18 protein-coding genes, 1 tRNA gene and 1 other RNA gene are annotated in these 16,796 nt (G+C 69.5%); 14 read left to right on the plus strand and 6 right to left on the minus strand.

The features are described 5' to 3' along the window. Nucleotides 1-1,860, minus strand: a 1,860-nt coding sequence (locus ACWEOE_RS23100; protein WP_452012413.1) for an FAD-dependent monooxygenase, incomplete at its 3' end; no start/stop codon positions are given. Nucleotides 1,861-1,936: 76 nt separating this feature from the next. Here ACWEOE_RS23100 and ACWEOE_RS23105 point away from each other — a divergent pair. The 8 genes from ACWEOE_RS23105 to ACWEOE_RS23140 all read left to right on the plus strand — a co-directional run bounded on the left by ACWEOE_RS23105 (nt 1,937) and on the right by ACWEOE_RS23140 (nt 8,214). Continuing rightward, a complete protein-coding gene (locus tag ACWEOE_RS23105) occupies nt 1,937-2,554 on the plus strand; it encodes a TetR/AcrR family transcriptional regulator C-terminal domain-containing protein (protein WP_452012414.1) in 618 nt (205 codons plus the stop codon). Between the two features lie 53 nt (nt 2,555-2,607). After that, a tRNA-Met gene (locus tag ACWEOE_RS23110) sits at nt 2,608-2,681 on the plus strand. 594 nt (nt 2,682-3,275) lie between these two features. Then, a complete protein-coding gene (locus ACWEOE_RS23115) occupies nt 3,276-3,776 on the plus strand; it encodes a PadR family transcriptional regulator (RefSeq protein ID WP_452012415.1) in 501 nt (166 codons plus the stop codon). 63 nt (nt 3,777-3,839) lie between these two features. After that, a complete protein-coding gene (gene prfB / locus ACWEOE_RS23120; protein WP_452012416.1) occupies nt 3,840-4,943 on the plus strand; it encodes a peptide chain release factor 2 in 1,104 nt (367 codons plus the stop codon). Between the two features lie 204 nt (nt 4,944-5,147). Next, complete coding sequence (gene ftsE, locus ACWEOE_RS23125; protein ID WP_452012418.1) at nt 5,148-5,837, plus strand: cell division ATP-binding protein FtsE; 690 nt, start codon at nt 5,148-5,150, stop codon at nt 5,835-5,837. Between the two features lie 56 nt (nt 5,838-5,893). Beyond that, nucleotides 5,894-6,787: a permease-like cell division protein FtsX gene (gene ftsX / locus ACWEOE_RS23130; protein WP_452012420.1), complete on the plus strand. Its 894-nt coding sequence runs from the start codon at nt 5,894-5,896 to the stop codon at nt 6,785-6,787. Between the two features lie 51 nt (nt 6,788-6,838). Further along, the gene (gene smpB, locus ACWEOE_RS23135) at nt 6,839-7,321 is read left to right on the plus strand and encodes an SsrA-binding protein SmpB (protein ID WP_452012421.1); all 483 of its coding nucleotides are present in this window, start codon (nt 6,839-6,841) and stop codon (nt 7,319-7,321) included. Next, nucleotides 7,318-8,214 (plus strand): amidohydrolase family protein, encoded by an 897-nt coding sequence (locus ACWEOE_RS23140; protein ID WP_452012422.1) that lies wholly within the window; start codon nt 7,318-7,320, stop codon nt 8,212-8,214. Before smpB ends, ACWEOE_RS23140 begins: the two co-directional genes overlap by 4 nt. Here the strand turns inward: ACWEOE_RS23140 and ACWEOE_RS23145 are convergent. The 5 genes from ACWEOE_RS23145 to ACWEOE_RS23165 form a co-directional block, all read right to left on the minus strand. Continuing rightward, nucleotides 8,204-9,541, minus strand: a complete 1,338-nt coding sequence (locus ACWEOE_RS23145) for an acyltransferase family protein (RefSeq protein WP_452012423.1) — start codon at nt 9,539-9,541, stop codon at nt 8,204-8,206. The genes ACWEOE_RS23140 and ACWEOE_RS23145 overlap by 11 nt on opposite strands. Nucleotides 9,542-9,635: 94 nt before the next feature. After that, the gene (locus tag ACWEOE_RS23150) at nt 9,636-9,872 is read right to left on the minus strand and encodes a hypothetical protein (RefSeq protein ID WP_452012424.1); all 237 of its coding nucleotides are present in this window, start codon (nt 9,870-9,872) and stop codon (nt 9,636-9,638) included. Between the two features lie 83 nt (nt 9,873-9,955). After that, nucleotides 9,956-10,597: a response regulator transcription factor gene (locus ACWEOE_RS23155; RefSeq protein WP_452012425.1), complete on the minus strand. Its 642-nt coding sequence runs from the start codon at nt 10,595-10,597 to the stop codon at nt 9,956-9,958. 54 nt (nt 10,598-10,651) lie between these two features. After that, nucleotides 10,652-11,785 carry a sensor histidine kinase gene (locus tag ACWEOE_RS23160; RefSeq protein WP_452012427.1) on the minus strand — a complete coding sequence of 378 codons (1,134 nt, stop codon included), beginning with the start codon at nt 11,783-11,785 and terminating at the stop codon, nt 10,652-10,654. After that, the gene (locus ACWEOE_RS23165; protein ID WP_452012429.1) at nt 11,782-12,468 is read right to left on the minus strand and encodes a sensor domain-containing protein; all 687 of its coding nucleotides are present in this window, start codon (nt 12,466-12,468) and stop codon (nt 11,782-11,784) included. Before ACWEOE_RS23165 ends, ACWEOE_RS23160 begins: the two co-directional genes overlap by 4 nt. Before the next feature lie 198 nt (nt 12,469-12,666). Here ACWEOE_RS23165 and ssrA point away from each other — a divergent pair. From ssrA to ggt, 6 genes are all read left to right on the plus strand, one after another. Continuing rightward, nucleotides 12,667-13,039, plus strand: a transfer-messenger RNA (tmRNA) gene (gene ssrA, locus ACWEOE_RS23170). 338 nt (nt 13,040-13,377) lie between these two features. Continuing rightward, nucleotides 13,378-13,866 (plus strand): phosphotransferase, encoded by a 489-nt coding sequence (locus tag ACWEOE_RS23175; protein WP_452012431.1) that lies wholly within the window; start codon nt 13,378-13,380, stop codon nt 13,864-13,866. Further along, complete coding sequence (locus tag ACWEOE_RS23180) at nt 13,863-13,988, plus strand: hypothetical protein (protein ID WP_452012432.1); 126 nt, start codon at nt 13,863-13,865, stop codon at nt 13,986-13,988. The genes ACWEOE_RS23175 and ACWEOE_RS23180 overlap by 4 nt, the downstream gene beginning before the upstream one ends. Continuing rightward, a complete protein-coding gene (locus ACWEOE_RS23185) occupies nt 13,985-14,407 on the plus strand; it encodes a hypothetical protein (protein ID WP_452012433.1) in 423 nt (140 codons plus the stop codon). Before ACWEOE_RS23180 ends, ACWEOE_RS23185 begins: the two co-directional genes overlap by 4 nt. Further along, on the plus strand, nt 14,388-14,795 hold the full coding sequence (locus ACWEOE_RS23190) for a hypothetical protein (protein WP_452012435.1): 408 nt from the start codon (nt 14,388-14,390) through the stop codon (nt 14,793-14,795). Before ACWEOE_RS23185 ends, ACWEOE_RS23190 begins: the two co-directional genes overlap by 20 nt. 174 nt (nt 14,796-14,969) lie before the next feature. After that, nucleotides 14,970-16,772, plus strand: coding sequence for a gamma-glutamyltransferase (ggt, locus tag ACWEOE_RS23195; protein WP_452012437.1), 1,803 nt, complete (start codon nt 14,970-14,972; stop codon nt 16,770-16,772). Nucleotides 16,773-16,796: the final 24 nt, after the last annotated feature.

Genomic DNA, 16,796 nt, shown 5'->3' on the forward strand with positions numbered 1-16,796 from the left:
ACGCTGCTGTTCAGCTACCCGTTCCGCTGGTTCTACGACGTCCTCGCAAGCACGGGCCTCTTTCGCATGTCCTGGGGGTCGGACCCCCAGACCCCCGCCAGGAGGGGCTTCGCCCCCCTGGACCCCCCACCAGGAGGGCTGCGCCCCCTGGAACCCTGCTTGGGGCTGCGCCCCCTGGACCCCTGCCAGGAGGGCTGCGCCCCCTGGAACCCTGCTTGGGGCTGCGCCCCTTAGAACCCTGCCAGGAGGGCTGCGCCCCCTGGAACCCTGCCAGGGAGGCTGCGCCTCCTGGAACCCTGCTGGGGCTGCGCCCCCTGGACGCCCTGGTGAGTTGCGTTGGGTAGGGGAGTGGTGGTGGTAGGGCGGGGTGTGTGGGGACGGTTGCGGGGGCCTTGTTGGCGGCTGGCAGTTGGTGGGTCGGGGTTTGCGGGTGCGGGGTGAAGGGTCAGGGGTGGGGGAGCCAGGAGAGGTGGCCGTCGGGGCGGAGGAGGGCGGCGGGGGTGTCGGCGAAGGTAGGGCGGGCAGGTCTGTTGTGGACAGTGGGCCGGGGATCGTGGGGAGGGCTGACAGGTTGGCGGTGGGGGTGGTGAGGAGGACGTGGTGGCCGGAGTGGAAGAGGGTGCTGGACCAGGAGCCGGTGGGGAGACGGAAGTCCGGGAGGCGGGCGCCGGTGAGGGGGTGGGTGCCCGGGGGAGCGGGGTAACGCACGGCGAGGCCGGAGATGACGCCGGAGAGGTGGTGGGAGACCGAGGGGAGCTCGGCCAGAGAGGTGAAGAGGGTCCGTAGGGCGCGGGTGGCGGGAGTGCGGGGGATCAGCGCGGACTGGGCGGCGACGTTGTCGAGGACGGCAGAGGCGACGGGGCGGCGCTCGGACTCGTAGGTGTCGAGGACGTCTTCGAAGCCGCGGAGGGCGGCGGCGAGTTTCCAGCCCAGGTTCATGGCGTCCTGGATGCCGAGGTTGAGGCCCTGGCCGCCGGCGGGGAAGTGGATGTGGGCGGCGTCGCCGGCGAGGAGGACGCGGCCGCAGCGGTAGCGGGCGGCCAGGCGGGCAGCGTCGGAGAAGCGGGAAGCCCAGCGGATTTTCGTGATGGTGGCGGGGGCGTAGGTCCCGTCGAAGGCCGCGTGCACCTCGGGCGGCGTGATCGGTGAGCCGAAGGTGGTGGGGCGGCGGGCGCGGTCGCCGAAGGTGAAGCGGTAGAGCAGCGGCTCGTCGAGGGGGATGAGGCCGCGGAAGCCGGTGCGGCCGGAGGACTGGACCAGTCCGCGCATCGACGTCCAGGTGCCGGCCGCGTTGTCGGGGACACGGTCCACGAAGACGTCGGCGACCACGCCGTGCCCGGTGCCGGCTTCGCCTTCGAACGGGATGTCCAGCAGTCTGCGCACGGTGCTGCGGCCGCCGTCGCAGCCGACCAGGTAGTGGCAGCGCAGCGAGACGTTCGCGGAAGTAGTCACGACAACGCCCGAAGCGTCCTGCGCGAGGCCCACCAGCTCGTGGCCACGCAGCACCTTGCCGCCGAGTTCGGCGAAGCGTTCCTCCAGCAACGCCTCGACCTGCGCCTGCGGAATGCCCAGCTGGTAGGGGTGGCGCGTGTCCCAGCCCGCGTAGCTCACCGGGACGGCCGCGAATTGTCCCTCCTGGACGGTGGCGAACGCGCGGTCCTCCGCCCTCGGCAGCAATCCGCGCAGGTCCAGGATCTCCGCCGTGCGCGGCTGGAGGTTCAGCGCCTTCGACAGGCCGGTGCGCTCCGGAAGGCGTTCGACCACCACGGCGTCGACGCCCGCGAGGCGCAGCTCGGCCCCCAGCATCAAGCCCGTGGGGCCGGCTCCGACGACGACGACCTCGGCGTGCAGCTCGTTCACGAGCGCTCCTTAACGTTGTTAAATTGACCTGTCGTCATGGTGCCCTTAACATCGTTAAATTGTCAAGGAGGAGCGAGTGGCACTGACGAAGCAGGACATCGCGCGCTCGGGGCTGCGCCTGCTCAACGAGGTCGGCCTGAACGGGTTGACGCTGCGGCTGATCGCCGGCGACCTCGGCGTGAAGGCGCCGGCGTTGTACTGGCACGTGAAGAACAAGCAGGAGCTGCTCGACGAGATGGCGACGCAGATGCTCGCCGACGCCGCGGCCGGGCGCGTGCCGCCCGCCGGGCTCGACGAGTGGCAGAGCCTGGAACACCTGGCCAGGGGCCTGCGCGACGCGCTGCTGGCGTATCGGGACGGCGCCAAGGTCTTCGCCGGCACGTTCCTCACCGACACGAGCGTGATCGGGCCGTTTCCCCTGCAAGTGCGCGTGGACGCCGGGCTCGACCCCGTGCGGGCCGCCCGGGCGCACTTCGCCGTTTACAGTTTCGTGATCGGGTTCACCATCGAAGAGCAGGCCGTGTATCCGGTGCGTGGTCAGCGCGACGAGCGCTACGGCCCGGACGACGCCGGTTCGGCCGTGCTGGCCGACCCCGACGCCGGTTTCTCCGACGGGCTGGCCATCGTGCTCGCGGGCGCCCGCCAATGGGTCGACGGGCCATCGCCGCAGGTGAGGGCCTCGGAAAGTCCTTAAGTGGGGGTGCCGGAAAACCAGTTCGACCCCCGTGTAATCTATTAACACAACGACGCGGGGTGGAGCAGCTCGGTAGCTCGCTGGGCTCATAACCCAGAGGTCGCAGGTTCAAATCCTGTCCCCGCTACAGAGGTGGGAGGCCCGTGCTTGCGGAAATCGCAAGCCGGGCCTCTTTCGCATGTCCTGGGGGTCGGACCCCCAGACCCCCGCCAGGAGGGGCTTCGCCCCCCTGGACCCCCCACCAGGGAGGCTGCGCCCCCTGGACCCCCTACCAGGAGGGCTGCGCCCCCTGGACCCCTGCCAGGAGGGCTGCGCCCCTGGAACCCTGCCAGGGGGCGCAGCCCTTAGAGCCCTGCTGGGGGCTGCGTTCCCTGGAGCGCTGCCGGGAGGGCTGCGTTCCCTGGAGCGCTGCCGGGAGGGTTGCGTTCCCTGGGGGCGGCTGGGGGCGGCGCCCCCTTGGGAACCCGCGAATGGCTGGTTTGCACACTGGGTAAGCCGGGGTTTTTCGTGCCCTGACCTGGCGGTTCGCTCGGGTGGTGGTTGCGCTCGCGGCCCGTGGTCGTTTTGCGCCGGAACTCGCGGCCCCGCGGTAGCGGAGCGTGTCCGGGTCCACAGTGGACCTGCTGTCGGATTGGGCCGAACGAGGGGATAACACTAGCCACAATGGACAGATCCCGAGGCCACTGTGGACATACCGACGAAGAAGTGGGAACGTAGAGGTGTGTCCGAATTGAATGCAACAGCCGCCGCTCTGCTCGGTCTCCTTCACGACGGTCCCGCCACGGGTGGGCAGCTCGTCGCTGGAGCGGACGAGCGCTTCGGCGCCTTCTTCAGTGTCACCCGAAGCCAGGTCTACCGCGAGCTCCCGGCGTTGTCCAAGGAGGGCCTCGTCCGGCTGGGCAAGCAGGGTCCGCGCTCGAGCCAGCAGTACGTGCTGACCGCGGCCGGCAAGAAGGCCTTCAAGACGTGGCTCGCGTCCGAGGCCGGTCCCGACCACCTGCGCAGCCCGCTCATCCTGCGGCTCGTGCACGCCGGTTCGCTCACGGCGAAGCAGCGCACCACCCTGCTGGAGACCGCCCGCGGCACCTACCAGGCGCAGCTGGAAGAGGCCAAGTCCGCCACCAAGGCGGCCGACGGCCCCTACGCCAAGGCGGTCGCCGAGTTCGCGCAGGCGCAGGCCAAGGCCGCCCTGAAGCTGCTCGACGCCATCCCGTCGGCCTGACGCACGCCGCAGCCCACGACCGGTTCGCAACCGGTCGTGGGTTTTGCCGTAACCTTGGTAAACGTGAGTGATGAGTTCGATGCGGCCCTCAAGGACCTGACCGGCAAGCTGACGCAGATCGAGTCGGTGATGGACCTCGATGCGCTGCGTGCGCAGGTCGCGGAGCTCGAGAAGCAGGCCTCCAGCCCCACCCTCTGGGACAACCCGGAGGAGGCGCAGAAGGTCACGAGCCAGCTGTCGCACCGCCAGAGTGAGCTGCGCCGCGTTTCCGACCTGCGTTCGCGCCTCGACGACCTGGGCGTGCTCTACGAGCTGGCCGAGGCCGAGGGCGACGCCGGGAGCATGCAGGAAGCCGAGGGCGACCTCACGGAGCTCGGCAAGGACGTCGACGCGCTCGAGGTCCGCACGCTGCTGTCCGGTGAGTACGACGACCGCAACGCCGTCGTCACCATCCGCGCCGAAGCCGGCGGCGTCGACGCGGCCGACTGGGCCGAGATGCTGCTGCGCATGTACCTGCGCTGGGCCGAACGCCACGGCTACCCCACCGACGTCTACGACATCTCCTACGCCGAAGAGGCGGGCATCAAGTCGGCGACGTTCAAGGTGAGCGCCCCCTACGTCTACGGCACCCTCTCGGTCGAGCAGGGCACCCACCGCCTGGTGCGCATCTCGCCGTTCGACAACCAGAGCCGCCGCCAGACCTCCTTCGCCCACGTGGAGGTGCTGCCGGAGGTCGAGGAGGTCGACCACGTCGACATCGCGGAGAAGGACATCCGCGTGGACGTCTACCGCTCGTCGGGTCCGGGTGGACAGAGCGTGAACACGACCGACTCCGCGGTGCGCATCACGCACCTGCCGACCGGCATCGTGGTCTCGTGCCAGAACGAGAAGTCGCAGCTGCAGAACAAGGCGGCCGCGCTGAAGGTGCTGCAGGCCCGCCTGATGCTGCGCAAGAAGGAAGAGGAGCGGGCCGAAATGGACGCTCTGAAGGACGGCGGCTCCAGCTGGGGCAACCAGATGCGGTCCTACGTGCTGCACCCGTACCAGATGGTGAAGGACCTGCGCACCGACTTCGAGGTCGGCAACCCGTCCGCGGTGCTCGACGGCGAGATCGACGGTTTCCTCGAGGCCGGCATCCGCTGGCGCAAGCAGGCCACGGTCGCGTAACCAGCGTCACCGGAGCGGGCTGGATCCACCGTCGCCCGCTCCACTGTCGACAGTGTCGGCACCCGGAACCGATTCCGGCACAAGGGACTTCCGCTACCGTCCGGCGCGGCAAACGCCACGCTTGGCGACTGCGGAGGTCCCTTGCCCGCTTCGGGGGCACGGGCAACCCCGGCTTAACGCGGCCCATGGGTAGTATGCCGAACCGTGATCCGGCTCGAAGAGGTTTCCAAGGTCTACAAGACCTCGACCCGTCCTGCCCTCGAACGGGTGTCGGTCGACATCGACAAGGGTGAGTTCGTCTTCCTCATCGGCCCTTCGGGTTCCGGGAAGTCGACGTTCCTGCGCCTGCTGCTGCGCGAAGAGGTGCCCAGCAAGGGCCGTGTGATGGTGTCCAACTTCGACGTCGCCAAGCTCGCGCGGCGCAGGGTCCCCCGCCTGCGCCAGACGATCGGCTGCGTCTTCCAGGACTTCCGCCTGCTGGCCAACAAGACCGTGGCCGAGAACGTGGCGTTCGCCCTCGAGGTGATCGGCAAGCCGCGGCTGACGATCAAGAAGGTCGTGCCCGAGGTGCTCGAGCTCGTGGGCCTCGACGGCAAGGCCGACCGCCTGCCCAACGAGCTCTCCGGCGGTGAGCAGCAGCGCGTGGCGATCGCGCGGGCGTTCGTGAACCGGCCGCTGGTGCTGCTGGCCGACGAGCCGACCGGGAACCTGGACCCCGACACGAGCCAGGACATCATGCTGCTGCTGGAGCGCATCAACCGCACGGGCACGACCGTGCTGATGGCCACCCACGACCACTCCATCGTGGACTCGATGCGCCGCCGGGTCGTCGAGCTGCAGCTCGGCCGCGTGATCCGCGACGACGCCCGAGGGGTCTACGGCATCGGCCGCTGAGCCCTGCCGTCCGCCTTCCCCGACAGCCCCGACCCAACAAGGGACAGACACCTGCGATGCGTGCCAGTTTCGTCTTCAGCGAGGTCCTCACCGGTTTGCGCCGGAACGTCACGATGACCATCGCGATGATCCTCACCACGGCGGTCTCCCTCGCCATGCTCGGCGGTGGCCTGCTGGCCGTGCGGACCATCGACAAGATGAAGGCGAACTTCCTCGCCGAGGTCGAGGTCCAGGTCAGCCTGGTCGAGGACATCAGCGCCAACGACCGGAACTGCTCGCAGCCGCTGTGCGCCGGGCTGCGTCAGTCGATCCAGAACAACCCCGGCGTCGAGTCCGTGGTCTACGAGAACCGCGACGCGGCGTACGAGCGCTTCAAGAAGCTGTTCGCGAGCCAGCCCGAGCTGCTCCAGCTCACCGACCGCGACGCGCTGCCCGCGTCGCTCCAGGTGAAGCTGAAGGACCCGGACCGCACCGGCGCGATCATCCAGGAGTACACCGGCAAGCCCGGCGTGAAGCAGGTCGATGACCAGAAGAAGTTCCTCGACCGCGTGTTCAACGTCTTCAACGGCATCCGCAACATCGCGTTCGGGATCGCCCTCGTGATGGCCATCGCCGCGCTGCTGCTGATCGCCAACACCATCCAGGTGTCGGCGTTCACGCGGCGCACGGAAGTCGGCATCATGCGCCTGGTCGGCGCGACGCGGTGGTACACCCAGCTGCCCTTCCTGCTGGAGGCGGTGGTCGCCGGCGTGGTCGGCGCCGTGCTCGGCATCCTGTTCCTGCTGCTGGCGAAACTCTCGTTCCTCGACTCCGTGCTGACAGGTGAGGTGTTCCCGCAGATCACGACGCTGGAACTGCTCTTCCCGGTGGCGCCCATCCTGCTGGCCGTGTCGATCGTGATCTCCGCGATCACCGGGTACGTCACGCTCCGGCTGTACGTCCGGCACTAGCGGGGCGTTAAGCACCTGCTCAGGCCCAGGAAATCACGTAGAGTCGACATCATGCCCAAGGAACGTGGACAGAAGGTCATCGCGTCGAACCGCAAGGCTCGGCACGACTACTCCATCCTGGACACCTACGAAGCAGGACTGGTGCTCCAGGGCACGGAGGTGAAGAGCCTTCGCGAGGGCAAGGCCTCGCTCGCCGACGCGTTCGCGACCGTCGACGACGGCGAGGTGTGGCTGCGCAACGTGCACATCCCGGAGTACACGCAGGGCACCTGGACCAACCACACGCCGCGGCGCACGCGCAAGCTGCTGCTGCACCGCAGTGAGATCGAGAAGCTGATCGGCAAGACGAAGGAGACGGGCCTCTCACTCGTGCCGCTGTCGATGTACTTCAAAGACGGCAAGGTCAAGGTCGAGATCGCGCTGGCCAAGGGCAAGAAGGCCTACGACAAGCGCCAAACGCTGGCCAAACGCGACGCCGACCGCGACATCGCCAAGGCCATGGGCCGCGCGCTGAAGGGCCGGTTCACGGAGTGACGCACGGCCCCGCTTCGGACGCAGACGTCGCTCGGTGGACCGCGTCCCTCGGCCTCGACGGGCTCGTCGACATCCACGTGCACTTCCTGCCGAAGTCCGTGATGGACAAGGTCTGGGCCTACTTCGACCAGGCGGAGGCCCACTACGGCACCGAATGGCCGGTGCACTACCGCACGGCGGAGCAGGAGCGCCTGGCCACGCTGCGCGAGCTGGGCGTGAAGCAGTTCGCGCCACTGGTGTACCCGCACAAACCGGGCATGGCGGAGTGGCTCACGTCGTGGGCGCTGGAGTTCGCGGAGAACGTGCCCGAAGCGGTGCCCACGGGCACGTTCTACCCTGAGCCGGCCGCCGCGTCCTCAGTGGACGCAACGCTGCGAGCCGGGGCGTGCTGCTTCAAGGCCCACGTGCAGGTCGGCGCGTACGACCCGCGAGACGACCTGCTGAAGCCGGTCTGGGGCGCGCTGACCGACGCCGGCGTGCCAGTTGTCGTCCACTGTGGACACGGGCCGCTGAAGGGTGATTTCACGGGGTTGAACGTGTTCGGCGAGGTCCTCGAACGGCACCCGAACCTCACGGCGGTGCTGGCGCACGCGGCGATGCCGGAGTTCACCAGCGCGTTCGAGCTGATGGCGCGCTTCCCGCGCGTGCACATCGACACGACGATGGTCGGGGTTCCGTTCGCGCAGAAGATGTCGCCGCTGCCGGCCGACTGGACCGACCGGCTCGTCGAGTTCGCCGATCGGGTGGTGCTGGGCACCGACTTCCCGAACATCCCGTACTCCTACGCCACGCAGCTGCAGGCGATCGCCGGCTGGGCGGCCGACGATCGCCTGGGTGAGCCGTTCCTGCGGGCCGTGCTGCACGACACCCCCGCGAAGCTGCTCAGCGTTTGACCTTCGCCGCCTCGGTGATCGCGACGGCCCGGCCGAGCAGCGGCGCCGGCGACAGCTGGCGGCCGGCGAGCGCGAACCCCGTCACCAGCAGCACGACCCACGGGATCGGGCCCTGGGCGAAACCGTCGCTCAACGGCTGGAATCCGTGCGCGGCCAGCCCGAGCAGGCCGCCGGAAGCGATCAGCCCGGCCACCACGAGCTGCGGCGTGCGGGCGGTGACCACCACGTCGTCGCGCTGCGTTTCGAAGCGGGAGAACAACCGCAGCAGCACGAGCAGCGCCGCCGTGCACAACGCGAACCACGCGGGCGCCATCACGAGCCACAGCACCGAACCGGGCGCCGGCGTCGCGTAACCGAGGCCGAGCACCGTCACGCCGGAGACCACGATCAGCGCCGGCATGTGCCACAGGTACACGCTCATGAACCGCGCGCCGATCCAGCTCAGCGCGCAGCCGAGGCCCGGCCGCTCGGCCAGCGCGGTGAGCTGCGGCCGGAACGCGAGCAGCAGACCCAGCTGACCCACGGCCAGGAAGAGCAGCAGCACGGTGGGCGGGCTCATGTTGGACACGGGCGCGCCCGGCATGCCGATCATGCTGGCGGGGTACGGGCCGAACGCGACCAGCAGCGCCGTGACCCCGAAACCCGTGGCGGACAACGCGAGTGCGCCCCGCCGGGTCAGCCGACCGAGCCGGCCGTCCACGTAGGCGAAGCCGAGCTGGTGCACGGCGACCCACACGAACACCGCGTTCACGTAGCCGATCAGGCCGAGGTCGGCGAATCGCGCGACGTCGACGAGCGCGCCGGCCACCGCCATCACCAGCGGCACCTTCAGGCCCCAACGGCGGTGCGCCGCGACCATCAGCGGCGTGAGCAGCACCGTGAGGAGGTAAACCGACAGGAACCACAGCAGCTGCGCCGCGATCGAGCTCGCCACCTGCAGCGGCTGCGCCGGGATTCCCAGGCCCTGGAGCAGATCCGGCACCACCAGCCACACGGCGAGCAGCGGCAGGACCGGCACGAGCAGGCGGCGCACGCGCCCGGCGAACCACTCGCGAGTGGATGCCGCGCGGCGCAAGGAAATCAGGTTGGCCGCACCACCGGCGAAGAAGACCAGGGGCATCACCTGCGACAGCCAGGTGACGACCCACCCGCCGGGCGTCGCGAGTGCGTTGCCGGTGGCCAGGGTGCCGTGGGAGTAGGAAAGCACCGGCATCACCCAGTGCTGCGTGATCACGGCCAGGATCGCGCCTGCCCGGACCACGTCGAGGAACTTGTCACGGCCGGGTTTTCCGGTCGCGGTGCTGACCCGCAGCAGGCTCGTTGTCATGCCTTCAAGGCTGGTGGTCACGAGCCTTCGAGACAGCGGGGTGAGCCGCCGAGTTCGACCTCCGGCCAGCCCGTGGTCTATGCGGGGGTTGTCCCTACCTCAGGCCGTCGGTCTCGGGTTCGGAGGCCGAGGGCTCGGAGATCGTGGTGGCGCTCACGCGGTACTCCCAGCCGTGCTCGGTCATGCCAAGCTCGTACAACGTCTCGATCTTCGGGCCGCCGTGGAGGTGGATGTGGCGCACGATCGTGCCCGGCACCGGTTCGGAGTCGGTGAGCTCCTGAACGCGACCGTCGAGCGGGCCGCCGAAGAAGCGGACGCTGCGGTCGGTCATCGGGAACTCCTCACCAGACATCGCTCCATCGTAAAGGAGGCCCTCGAGCGCGTGCTGCCGCCAGAACGGGTGACGGGGTTCCGTCAGCGGCCCAGGTACGTCAAAACCGCTCGTACGCGCCGGTGTTCTTCCGAGCTGGCTTCGAGGCCGAGCTTGGAAAAGATGTTGCCGATGTGCTTTTCCACGGCACCGTGGGACACCACGAGCGAGTTGGCGATCGCCGTGTTCGACAACCCTTGTGCCATCAGGCCCAGCACTTCCGATTCGCGCGCGGTGAGCGCGTCGAGCGGGTTGCGCCGGCCGCGGGCCATCAGCTGCGCGATCACGTCCGGGTCGATCGCGGTACCGCCTCCTGCCACGCGGCGCACGGCGTCGAGGAACTCGGCGACGTCGGCCACGCGTTCCTTGAGCAGGTAACCGACCCCGCCGGCGCCACCGGAGAGCAGTTCCACCGCGTAGCTCTCCTCCACGTACTGCGAGAGCACCAGCACGGGCAGACCGGGCACGGCCGTGCGGGCGGCGAGGGCGGCGCGCAGGCCCTCGTCGGTGAACGTCGGCGGCATGCGCACGTCGACGATCGCGAGGTCCGGCCGGTGCTCGGTGACGGCGCCGAGCAGGTCGTCACCGTTGTCGACGGCGGCGACGGTCTCGATGCCCTCGTCGGCGAGCAGGCGCGTGACCCCCGCCCGCAGCAACACGGCGTCTTCGGCGATCACTACCCGCATCAGGCCCCCAGCCTCGTGAGAGAAAAGCTCCGGGGCTATTCACTCACGAACGGGTCACCATTGGCACGGCAGGTCCGCCCGGATCACGGTCGGTCCGCCGACGGGGCTGACCACGGTGATCACGCCGTCGATCGTCGCGGCGCGGTCGGCCAGGCCCGCGAGCCCGCCGCCGTGACGCACCTCCGCGCCGCCGTGCCCGTTGTCGGTGATCTCGACGATCACGTGCGTTTCGCTGCGCCACACCTTGACCACGGCCTCGGTGGCGCCGGAGTGCTTGGCGACGTTGGTGAGCGTCTCGCCGACGATGAAGTACGCCGTGGTCTCGACCGCCGCCGGCGGGCGCGGTTCCACGGCCACGCTCACGTCGACCGGGATCGGCGACTTCGCGGCCTGGGCCGACAGCGCCGCGTCGAGGCCGCGGTCGCCGAGCACGGCGGGGTAGATGCCGCGGGCGAGGTCACGCAGCTCGGACACGGCGAGCTTGGCGTCGGCGTGGGCCTCGTCGATGAGGTCGCGCACGGCGGCCGGGTCGTTGTCGAACTTCGACTTCGCGCGCCCGAGGCTCATGGCGACCGCGACGAGCCGCTGCTGGGCGCCGTCGTGCAGGTCGCGCTCGATGCGCCGGCGCTCGGCCTCCGCCGCGTCGACCCCGCGGGCCCGCGAGGCCTGCAGGTGCTCGGCCTTGGCTTCGAGCTTCTTCGTGCGGTTCGGGCCCAGCAGCGACATCGCGAGGTTGCCGTGGAGCCAGCCGAGCCACGGCGTCACCCAGATCGCCATCGGCAGCAGCACGATCGACGCGATGGCCAGCGGCAGCTCGGCGACGGCGAGCGGGAACGCGATCATCAGGTAGGCGAGGTCACGCCACGTCGTCGGGTCGGTGAGGCGGGTCAGCCAGCGGCGCGTGAGTGACTGGCCCTCGATCGGCAGCCGCTCGATGGTCATCGGCGGCGTGCGCAGCATCGTGTGCGCCCACCGGCGCTCCATGTCTCCCGACCAGCGGACGAACGCCGTGGTCGCGAGCAGGATCGGGAACCCGACCCAGACCACGACCGTGCCCACGCCGACGGTGGCGCCCACCACGATGAGGATGAACTGGGCGAGCCTGAACACGAAGCTCAGGATCATGTAGACGATCGTGCGCGCCGGATTCGGCCGGGGATGCTCCGGCAGCTGCTGCTGGCTGGTCATCCGGTCACCGTGCTCATCCCGTCGAGTTCCTGCCACGAGCGCTCCATGCGCCGGCGCTGGGCCACGGTGGGCCGCAGCAGGGCCGCGGCGAACCCGCCGTGCAGCGCTGCCAGGCCCCTGGTCAGCGCCACGGACAGAGCGGCGAACAACACCCCCAGCGCCGCCCACGGCAGCGCGGCCACCATCGAGTCGACGGTGATCCACCGCACATCGTAACCCGGGAAGAACCAGGCGCCCTGGGGCAGGAAGCGGTAGTAGATCGGCAGCGCGACCAGGCTCAGGCTCGTCGCCCAGAACGTCACGACCAGCACGAACTCGACGAGACCGAGCGGGAAGAGCAGGAAGAAGTACGACAGGTCCCGCCAGGTGGCGCCGTCTTTCAGCCGGGTGACCCAGCGGGTGCGCTGACCGGTCGGCGGCAGGGGTAGGTAGGGAGTATCCACGTACGTGTCCAGCAGCGAGAACACCCGCGCCCGCTCCATCCGCCCGGCACCACGTGCCAGCAGCACGAGCAGCGCCAGCAACGGCACCCCCACCCACACCACGAGCGTGCCGGCGCCGGCCGAGAGCAGAACCGTGATCAACGTGAACGAGAAGATGCCCAACGGCAGGTTGAGCAGCAGAAACGCCAGCGACCGCCCCAACGGCGGGTGGCGCCTCCTCACGGCGGGCACAGTGACCATGGCGGGGCTCCTTCTCCAAGCGAACGACCAGCTCAGCTTGTCTTCCGGGGGCCATCACCAGAATGGGGCGCGCGGGCATGTTCCGGGTAGGGCCAGCCCCACCCCGTGCTCGGCCGGCGCTCGGCCCGTGCTCGGCCCGCCGGGAATCAACCGGGTTGCCGCACGCGTTATGATGGACAGGTTATGTACCACCTACAAGGGGGTGAACGGTTTCGACTCTGGACGTTGAGTCAGGGGAAGCGTGTCGGTGCAGGCGAGAGACCACCGCAAGCGTCATCGCAAACCTATAAGCGCCAAGGCCAATAGCCAGCGCGACTTCGCTCTTGCTGCCTAAGTAGCAGAGTGAGTCTGTCGGCCCGGGATCGCCTCCGACCCGGTCGCCGGCATCAGCTAGGAGGCTTACCGCCAGTCCCGGCCACGGGGCCTGGTTGGGAAGCAAACAGTGGCTGGGCTCGTCACTTCAGCTTGTTCACGTGACTGAAGGGGCCAAGTAGCGACACAGTGGACTGCACACGGAGAAGCCCTGTCAAGGCGCTAGAGGACCCGGGTTCAATTCCCGGCACCTCCACAAGATGGCCGGCTCATGCTCACACGGAGCGTGAGCCGGTTTCTTGTGTTCGGAGATCTTTTTGGGGTCGGACCCCCAAACCCCCGTCAAGGGGCTGCGCCCCCTGGACCCCCATCCGGTGAGTTGCGTTGGGGAGGTGAGTCGAGGTGGGGAGGGGGCTGGGGGTGTTGGGGGCTCGCGTGTTTTTGTGAGCTTGTTGTGTTTTTTGGGTGCCGTTGAATAGGGGGCCGGGAATGGGGGTGGCCGATGGTACTGGGGATTGTGCCCTTCGTGTTGTAACGCGGGGTTGCGGGAATCTTGTTGGCGTATAAGTGGAAGACGGCTGTGGTTGCGTTGTGGCGGTGCCGGGGGATCAGCTCGACGTTCCGGACCCGCGGCCGTGGGTGCACCGGCGGACGGGGGTTCCGGTGCCGGCGCACGTGGAGCGGTACGCGCAGCCGTGGGCCGTGGTGCGCGACAAGTTCGGTTCCGCCCTCTCGCCCGAGGCGGTGCGGCTGATCGAGCGGTTCGGCCGGGCGATGGGGGAGTGGGCCGAGCACCTGCCGGGGCCCTACACCCTCGCGCACCACGACTTCCGCTTCGACAACCTGATGTTCTCGCCCGAGCGCGTCTGGGTGCTCGACTGGCAGATGGCCGCGTGGGCGCCACCGGCGTTCGACCTGGTGTACCTGATCGGCAGCTCGGTCGAGCCCGAGCAGCGGCGCGGGCTGGAGCAGGGGCTGGTGCGCCGGCACGTGGAGGACCTGACCGAGCGTGGCGTCGAGGGCTTGACCGAGGAGTGTGGGGCTGGACGGAGTACCGGCGGCTGGCGCCGGCCATCCTGTTCGTGATCGTCCCCGCAGCGGGCACCGTCCGCTCCACGCCACGCGGCGACCGCGTGCTGATCGAACTGCTGCGTCGCCGGGCTGCCCAGGCTCTCGACCTGGGCGCCGAGGAGTTCTTCGGCTCATGATCACGCGCTGGGACGTCTACCCCGTGCACCAGACGCCCCTGCCCGTGGCCCACCCCGGCTCCGGCGATCCCACCCACTACGAGCGGTACTGGTTCTCCGCCTTCGACACCGAAGCGACGACGTCGGTCGGATTCGGCCTGTCGCTCCACCCGAACCTGGGCGTGGCGGACGCCGCTTTCTCCGTGTCGCGCGACGGCGTCCAACGCTCGCTGTTCGCTTCCGGCCCGATGACCGACGACCGCGCTCTCACTGTCGGGCCGTTGTCCATCGCGGTCCTCGAACGGCTGCGGCTCCTGCACGTCCGCGCCGACTCCCCCACCATCGGTGGCGACTTCCCCTTCCACGGCCGCCGTCCTGCACGAAGACTCTTCCGGCAACCGCCACGCGACGTGGGGCACCGTGCTCTCCTGGTCGGGTGACCTCCGCCGCACCTCCGACGTGTCCGCCGCCATCCACTACCGCCCGGGCACCCGCTGGCCCTCGTCGGCCACCCCGGCCTCGGCCCCCCGCGGCGGCGTCACCCGGGAGATCTCCGTGGAGCCCCGCGTTCCGTTCCTGATGAAGGGCCTGGGCTACTCCCACCCGGACCACGCCTTCGGCGCCTGGCACGGCGGCCTGGTGGTGAGCGAGGAGACGTTCGACCTGGCGTCGCTCGACCCCACCGACCGGACGACGTTGCACACCCAGCTGCTCTCGACGGTGCGCACCTCGGACGGCCGCACGGGCGTCGGCCTGTTCGAACACGCGGCGGTGGGGCGGCACGACCCCTCCGGCCTGCCGGACGGCACCGCAGCGGCCATTCGGTGAGGGGCACAGCGGGCGTTCGGGTGCACCCACCCTAAATCCGGCTTAAGGTGGCTTCCTGCTCGAACGCGTCGGTGGTAGACCTCCGACCACGAAGCTCACCGGCGAGCGGAAGGTGTGGTCCGGACCTCGTCGGGAGTCCCGGAAGGCCCGTGGTGGCCTGAGGAAGGGAGTGCCATGCGCCGACGTCGAATGCTCACCGTGCTGGTGGCCGCGGGGGTCGTGGTGGGAACCGCGGCGAGCCCGGCCACCGCGACCCCGACCGGTCACCCAGGCGGGGGCAAGCAGACCGTCGCCGAGGGGTATGGCGGGGCGGTGGTCTCCGACACGCTCGAGTCGACCCAGGCGGGGATCGGCGTGTTGCGCAAGGGGGGCACCGCGGCGGACGGGGCGGTGGCGGTGGCCTCGACGCTCGGCGTGACGGACCCGTACGTCGCCGGGCCTGGTGGTGGCGGGTACTTCGTGTACTACGACGCCAGGACCCACCGCGTGTCCACCATCGACGGGCGCGAGACCACGCCGGCGGCCGACGGGTCCGACATGTTCGTCGACCCGGCCACGGGCAAGGCCTACGACTTCGAGACGGCCGTGGAGAGCGGTCGCTCCGTGGGGGTGCCGGGCATGCTCGCCACGTGGCAGCGCGCGCTGCAGAGGTGGGGCAAGTTCAGCCTCGCGGACAACCTCAAGCCCGCCATCCAGGTCGCGGACAAGGGTTTTGTCGTCAACCAGGAGTTCTCGAGCGAGACGGCCTCCCTGAAGGACAAGCTGTCGCACTTCGCGCCGAGTGCCGAGTTGTTCCTGCCGGGCGGCGAGGCGCCGAAGGTGGGCACCGTGTTCCGCAACCCGGACCTCGCCGACACCTACCGGCAGATCGGCCGCGAGGGCACTGGTGCGTTCTACGGCGGGCCCGTCGGCCGTGACCTCGTGAAGACGGTGCAGAACCCGCCCGTGGCCGACGGCGCGCCGATCAAGCCCATGTCCGGGCCGATGCAGCTGTCGGACCTGCGGGCCTACCGCGCGCTCGACGGGTCGCCCACGCGGGTGAACTACCGCGGCTACGACGTCTACGGCATGGCGCCCTCGTCGAGCGGTGGCATCACCGTCGGGGAGTCGCTGAACATCCTGGGCAACTACAACCTGTCCGAAATGGACCGGACGCAGGCGCTGCACCACTACCTGGAGGCCAGCCGGCTCGCGTTCGCCGATCGCAACCGCTACATCGGGGACTCGCGGTACGTGCGGGTTCCGCAGCAGCAGCTGCTGTCGAAGCAGTTCGCGGCCACCCGGGCGTGCCAGATCGACCCGGACAAGGCCGGTCAGAGCCCGGTCGCGCCCGGTGACCCGTACTCGCACAACGGCGGTTGCACCACGGGGCAGGCCGCTTCCTCGGACAGCAACGAGCAGCACACCAACCACTTCGTCGTGAGTGACAAGTGGGGCAACGTCGTGTCGTACACGAACACGATCGAGCAGCTCGGCGGCAGCGGCATGACGGTGTCCGGCCGCGGGTTCCTGCTCAACAACGAGCTCACCGACTTCAACTTCACACCCACCCAGGGCACGGCGCCCGACCCCAACCTGCCGGCCGGCGGCAAGCGGCCACGCTCGAGCATGTCGCCGACGATCGTGCTGAAGGACGGCAAGCCGGTGCTCGCCGTCGGGTCGCCGGGTGGCGCCACGATCATCACGACCGTGCTGCAGGTCCTGGTCAACCGCCTCGACCTCGGCATGAACCTGCCCGACGCCATCGCCGCGCCGCGGGCCTCGCAGCGCAACGCGAAGACGTCCGACGCCGAGCCGGCGTTCCTCGCATTGCCCACCACGAAGGGGCTCGAAGCGCTGGGGCAGAGCTTCAGCCAGGTCAGTTCCATCGGGGTCGCGGCCGGGCTGGAGTTCAAGCCGGGCGGCAGGATCCTGGCGGCCGGTGAACCCGTCCGCCGCGGTGGCACGTCGGCGATGGTGGTTTCTTCACATCGCTGACCAAGCCGGGAAAGCCCGCTCCAC

It is taken from the genome of Amycolatopsis sp. NPDC004368, from assembly GCF_053602515.1.

Bases quoted from the DNA above. Each gene is read 5' to 3' on its own strand.
- ftsX (WP_452012420.1), top strand. From the start codon at position 5,894: ATGCGTGCCAGTTTCGTCTTCAGCGAGGTCCTCACCGGTTTGCGCCGG.
- smpB (WP_452012421.1), top strand. From the start codon at position 6,839: ATGCCCAAGGAACGTGGACAGAAGGTCATCGCGTCGAACCGCAAGGCT.
- ACWEOE_RS23145 (WP_452012423.1), bottom strand. From the start codon at position 9,541: ATGACAACGAGCCTGCTGCGGGTCAGCACCGCGACCGGAAAACCCGGC.
- ACWEOE_RS23150 (WP_452012424.1), bottom strand. From the start codon at position 9,872: ATGACCGACCGCAGCGTCCGCTTCTTCGGCGGCCCGCTCGACGGTCGC.
- ACWEOE_RS23155 (WP_452012425.1), bottom strand. From the start codon at position 10,597: ATGCGGGTAGTGATCGCCGAAGACGCCGTGTTGCTGCGGGCGGGGGTC.
- ACWEOE_RS23160 (WP_452012427.1), bottom strand. From the start codon at position 11,785: ATGACCAGCCAGCAGCAGCTGCCGGAGCATCCCCGGCCGAATCCGGCG.
- ACWEOE_RS23165 (WP_452012429.1), bottom strand. From the start codon at position 12,468: ATGGTCACTGTGCCCGCCGTGAGGAGGCGCCACCCGCCGTTGGGGCGG.
- ACWEOE_RS23185 (WP_452012433.1), top strand. From the start codon at position 13,985: ATGATCACGCGCTGGGACGTCTACCCCGTGCACCAGACGCCCCTGCCC.
- ggt (WP_452012437.1), top strand. From the start codon at position 14,970: ATGCGCCGACGTCGAATGCTCACCGTGCTGGTGGCCGCGGGGGTCGTG.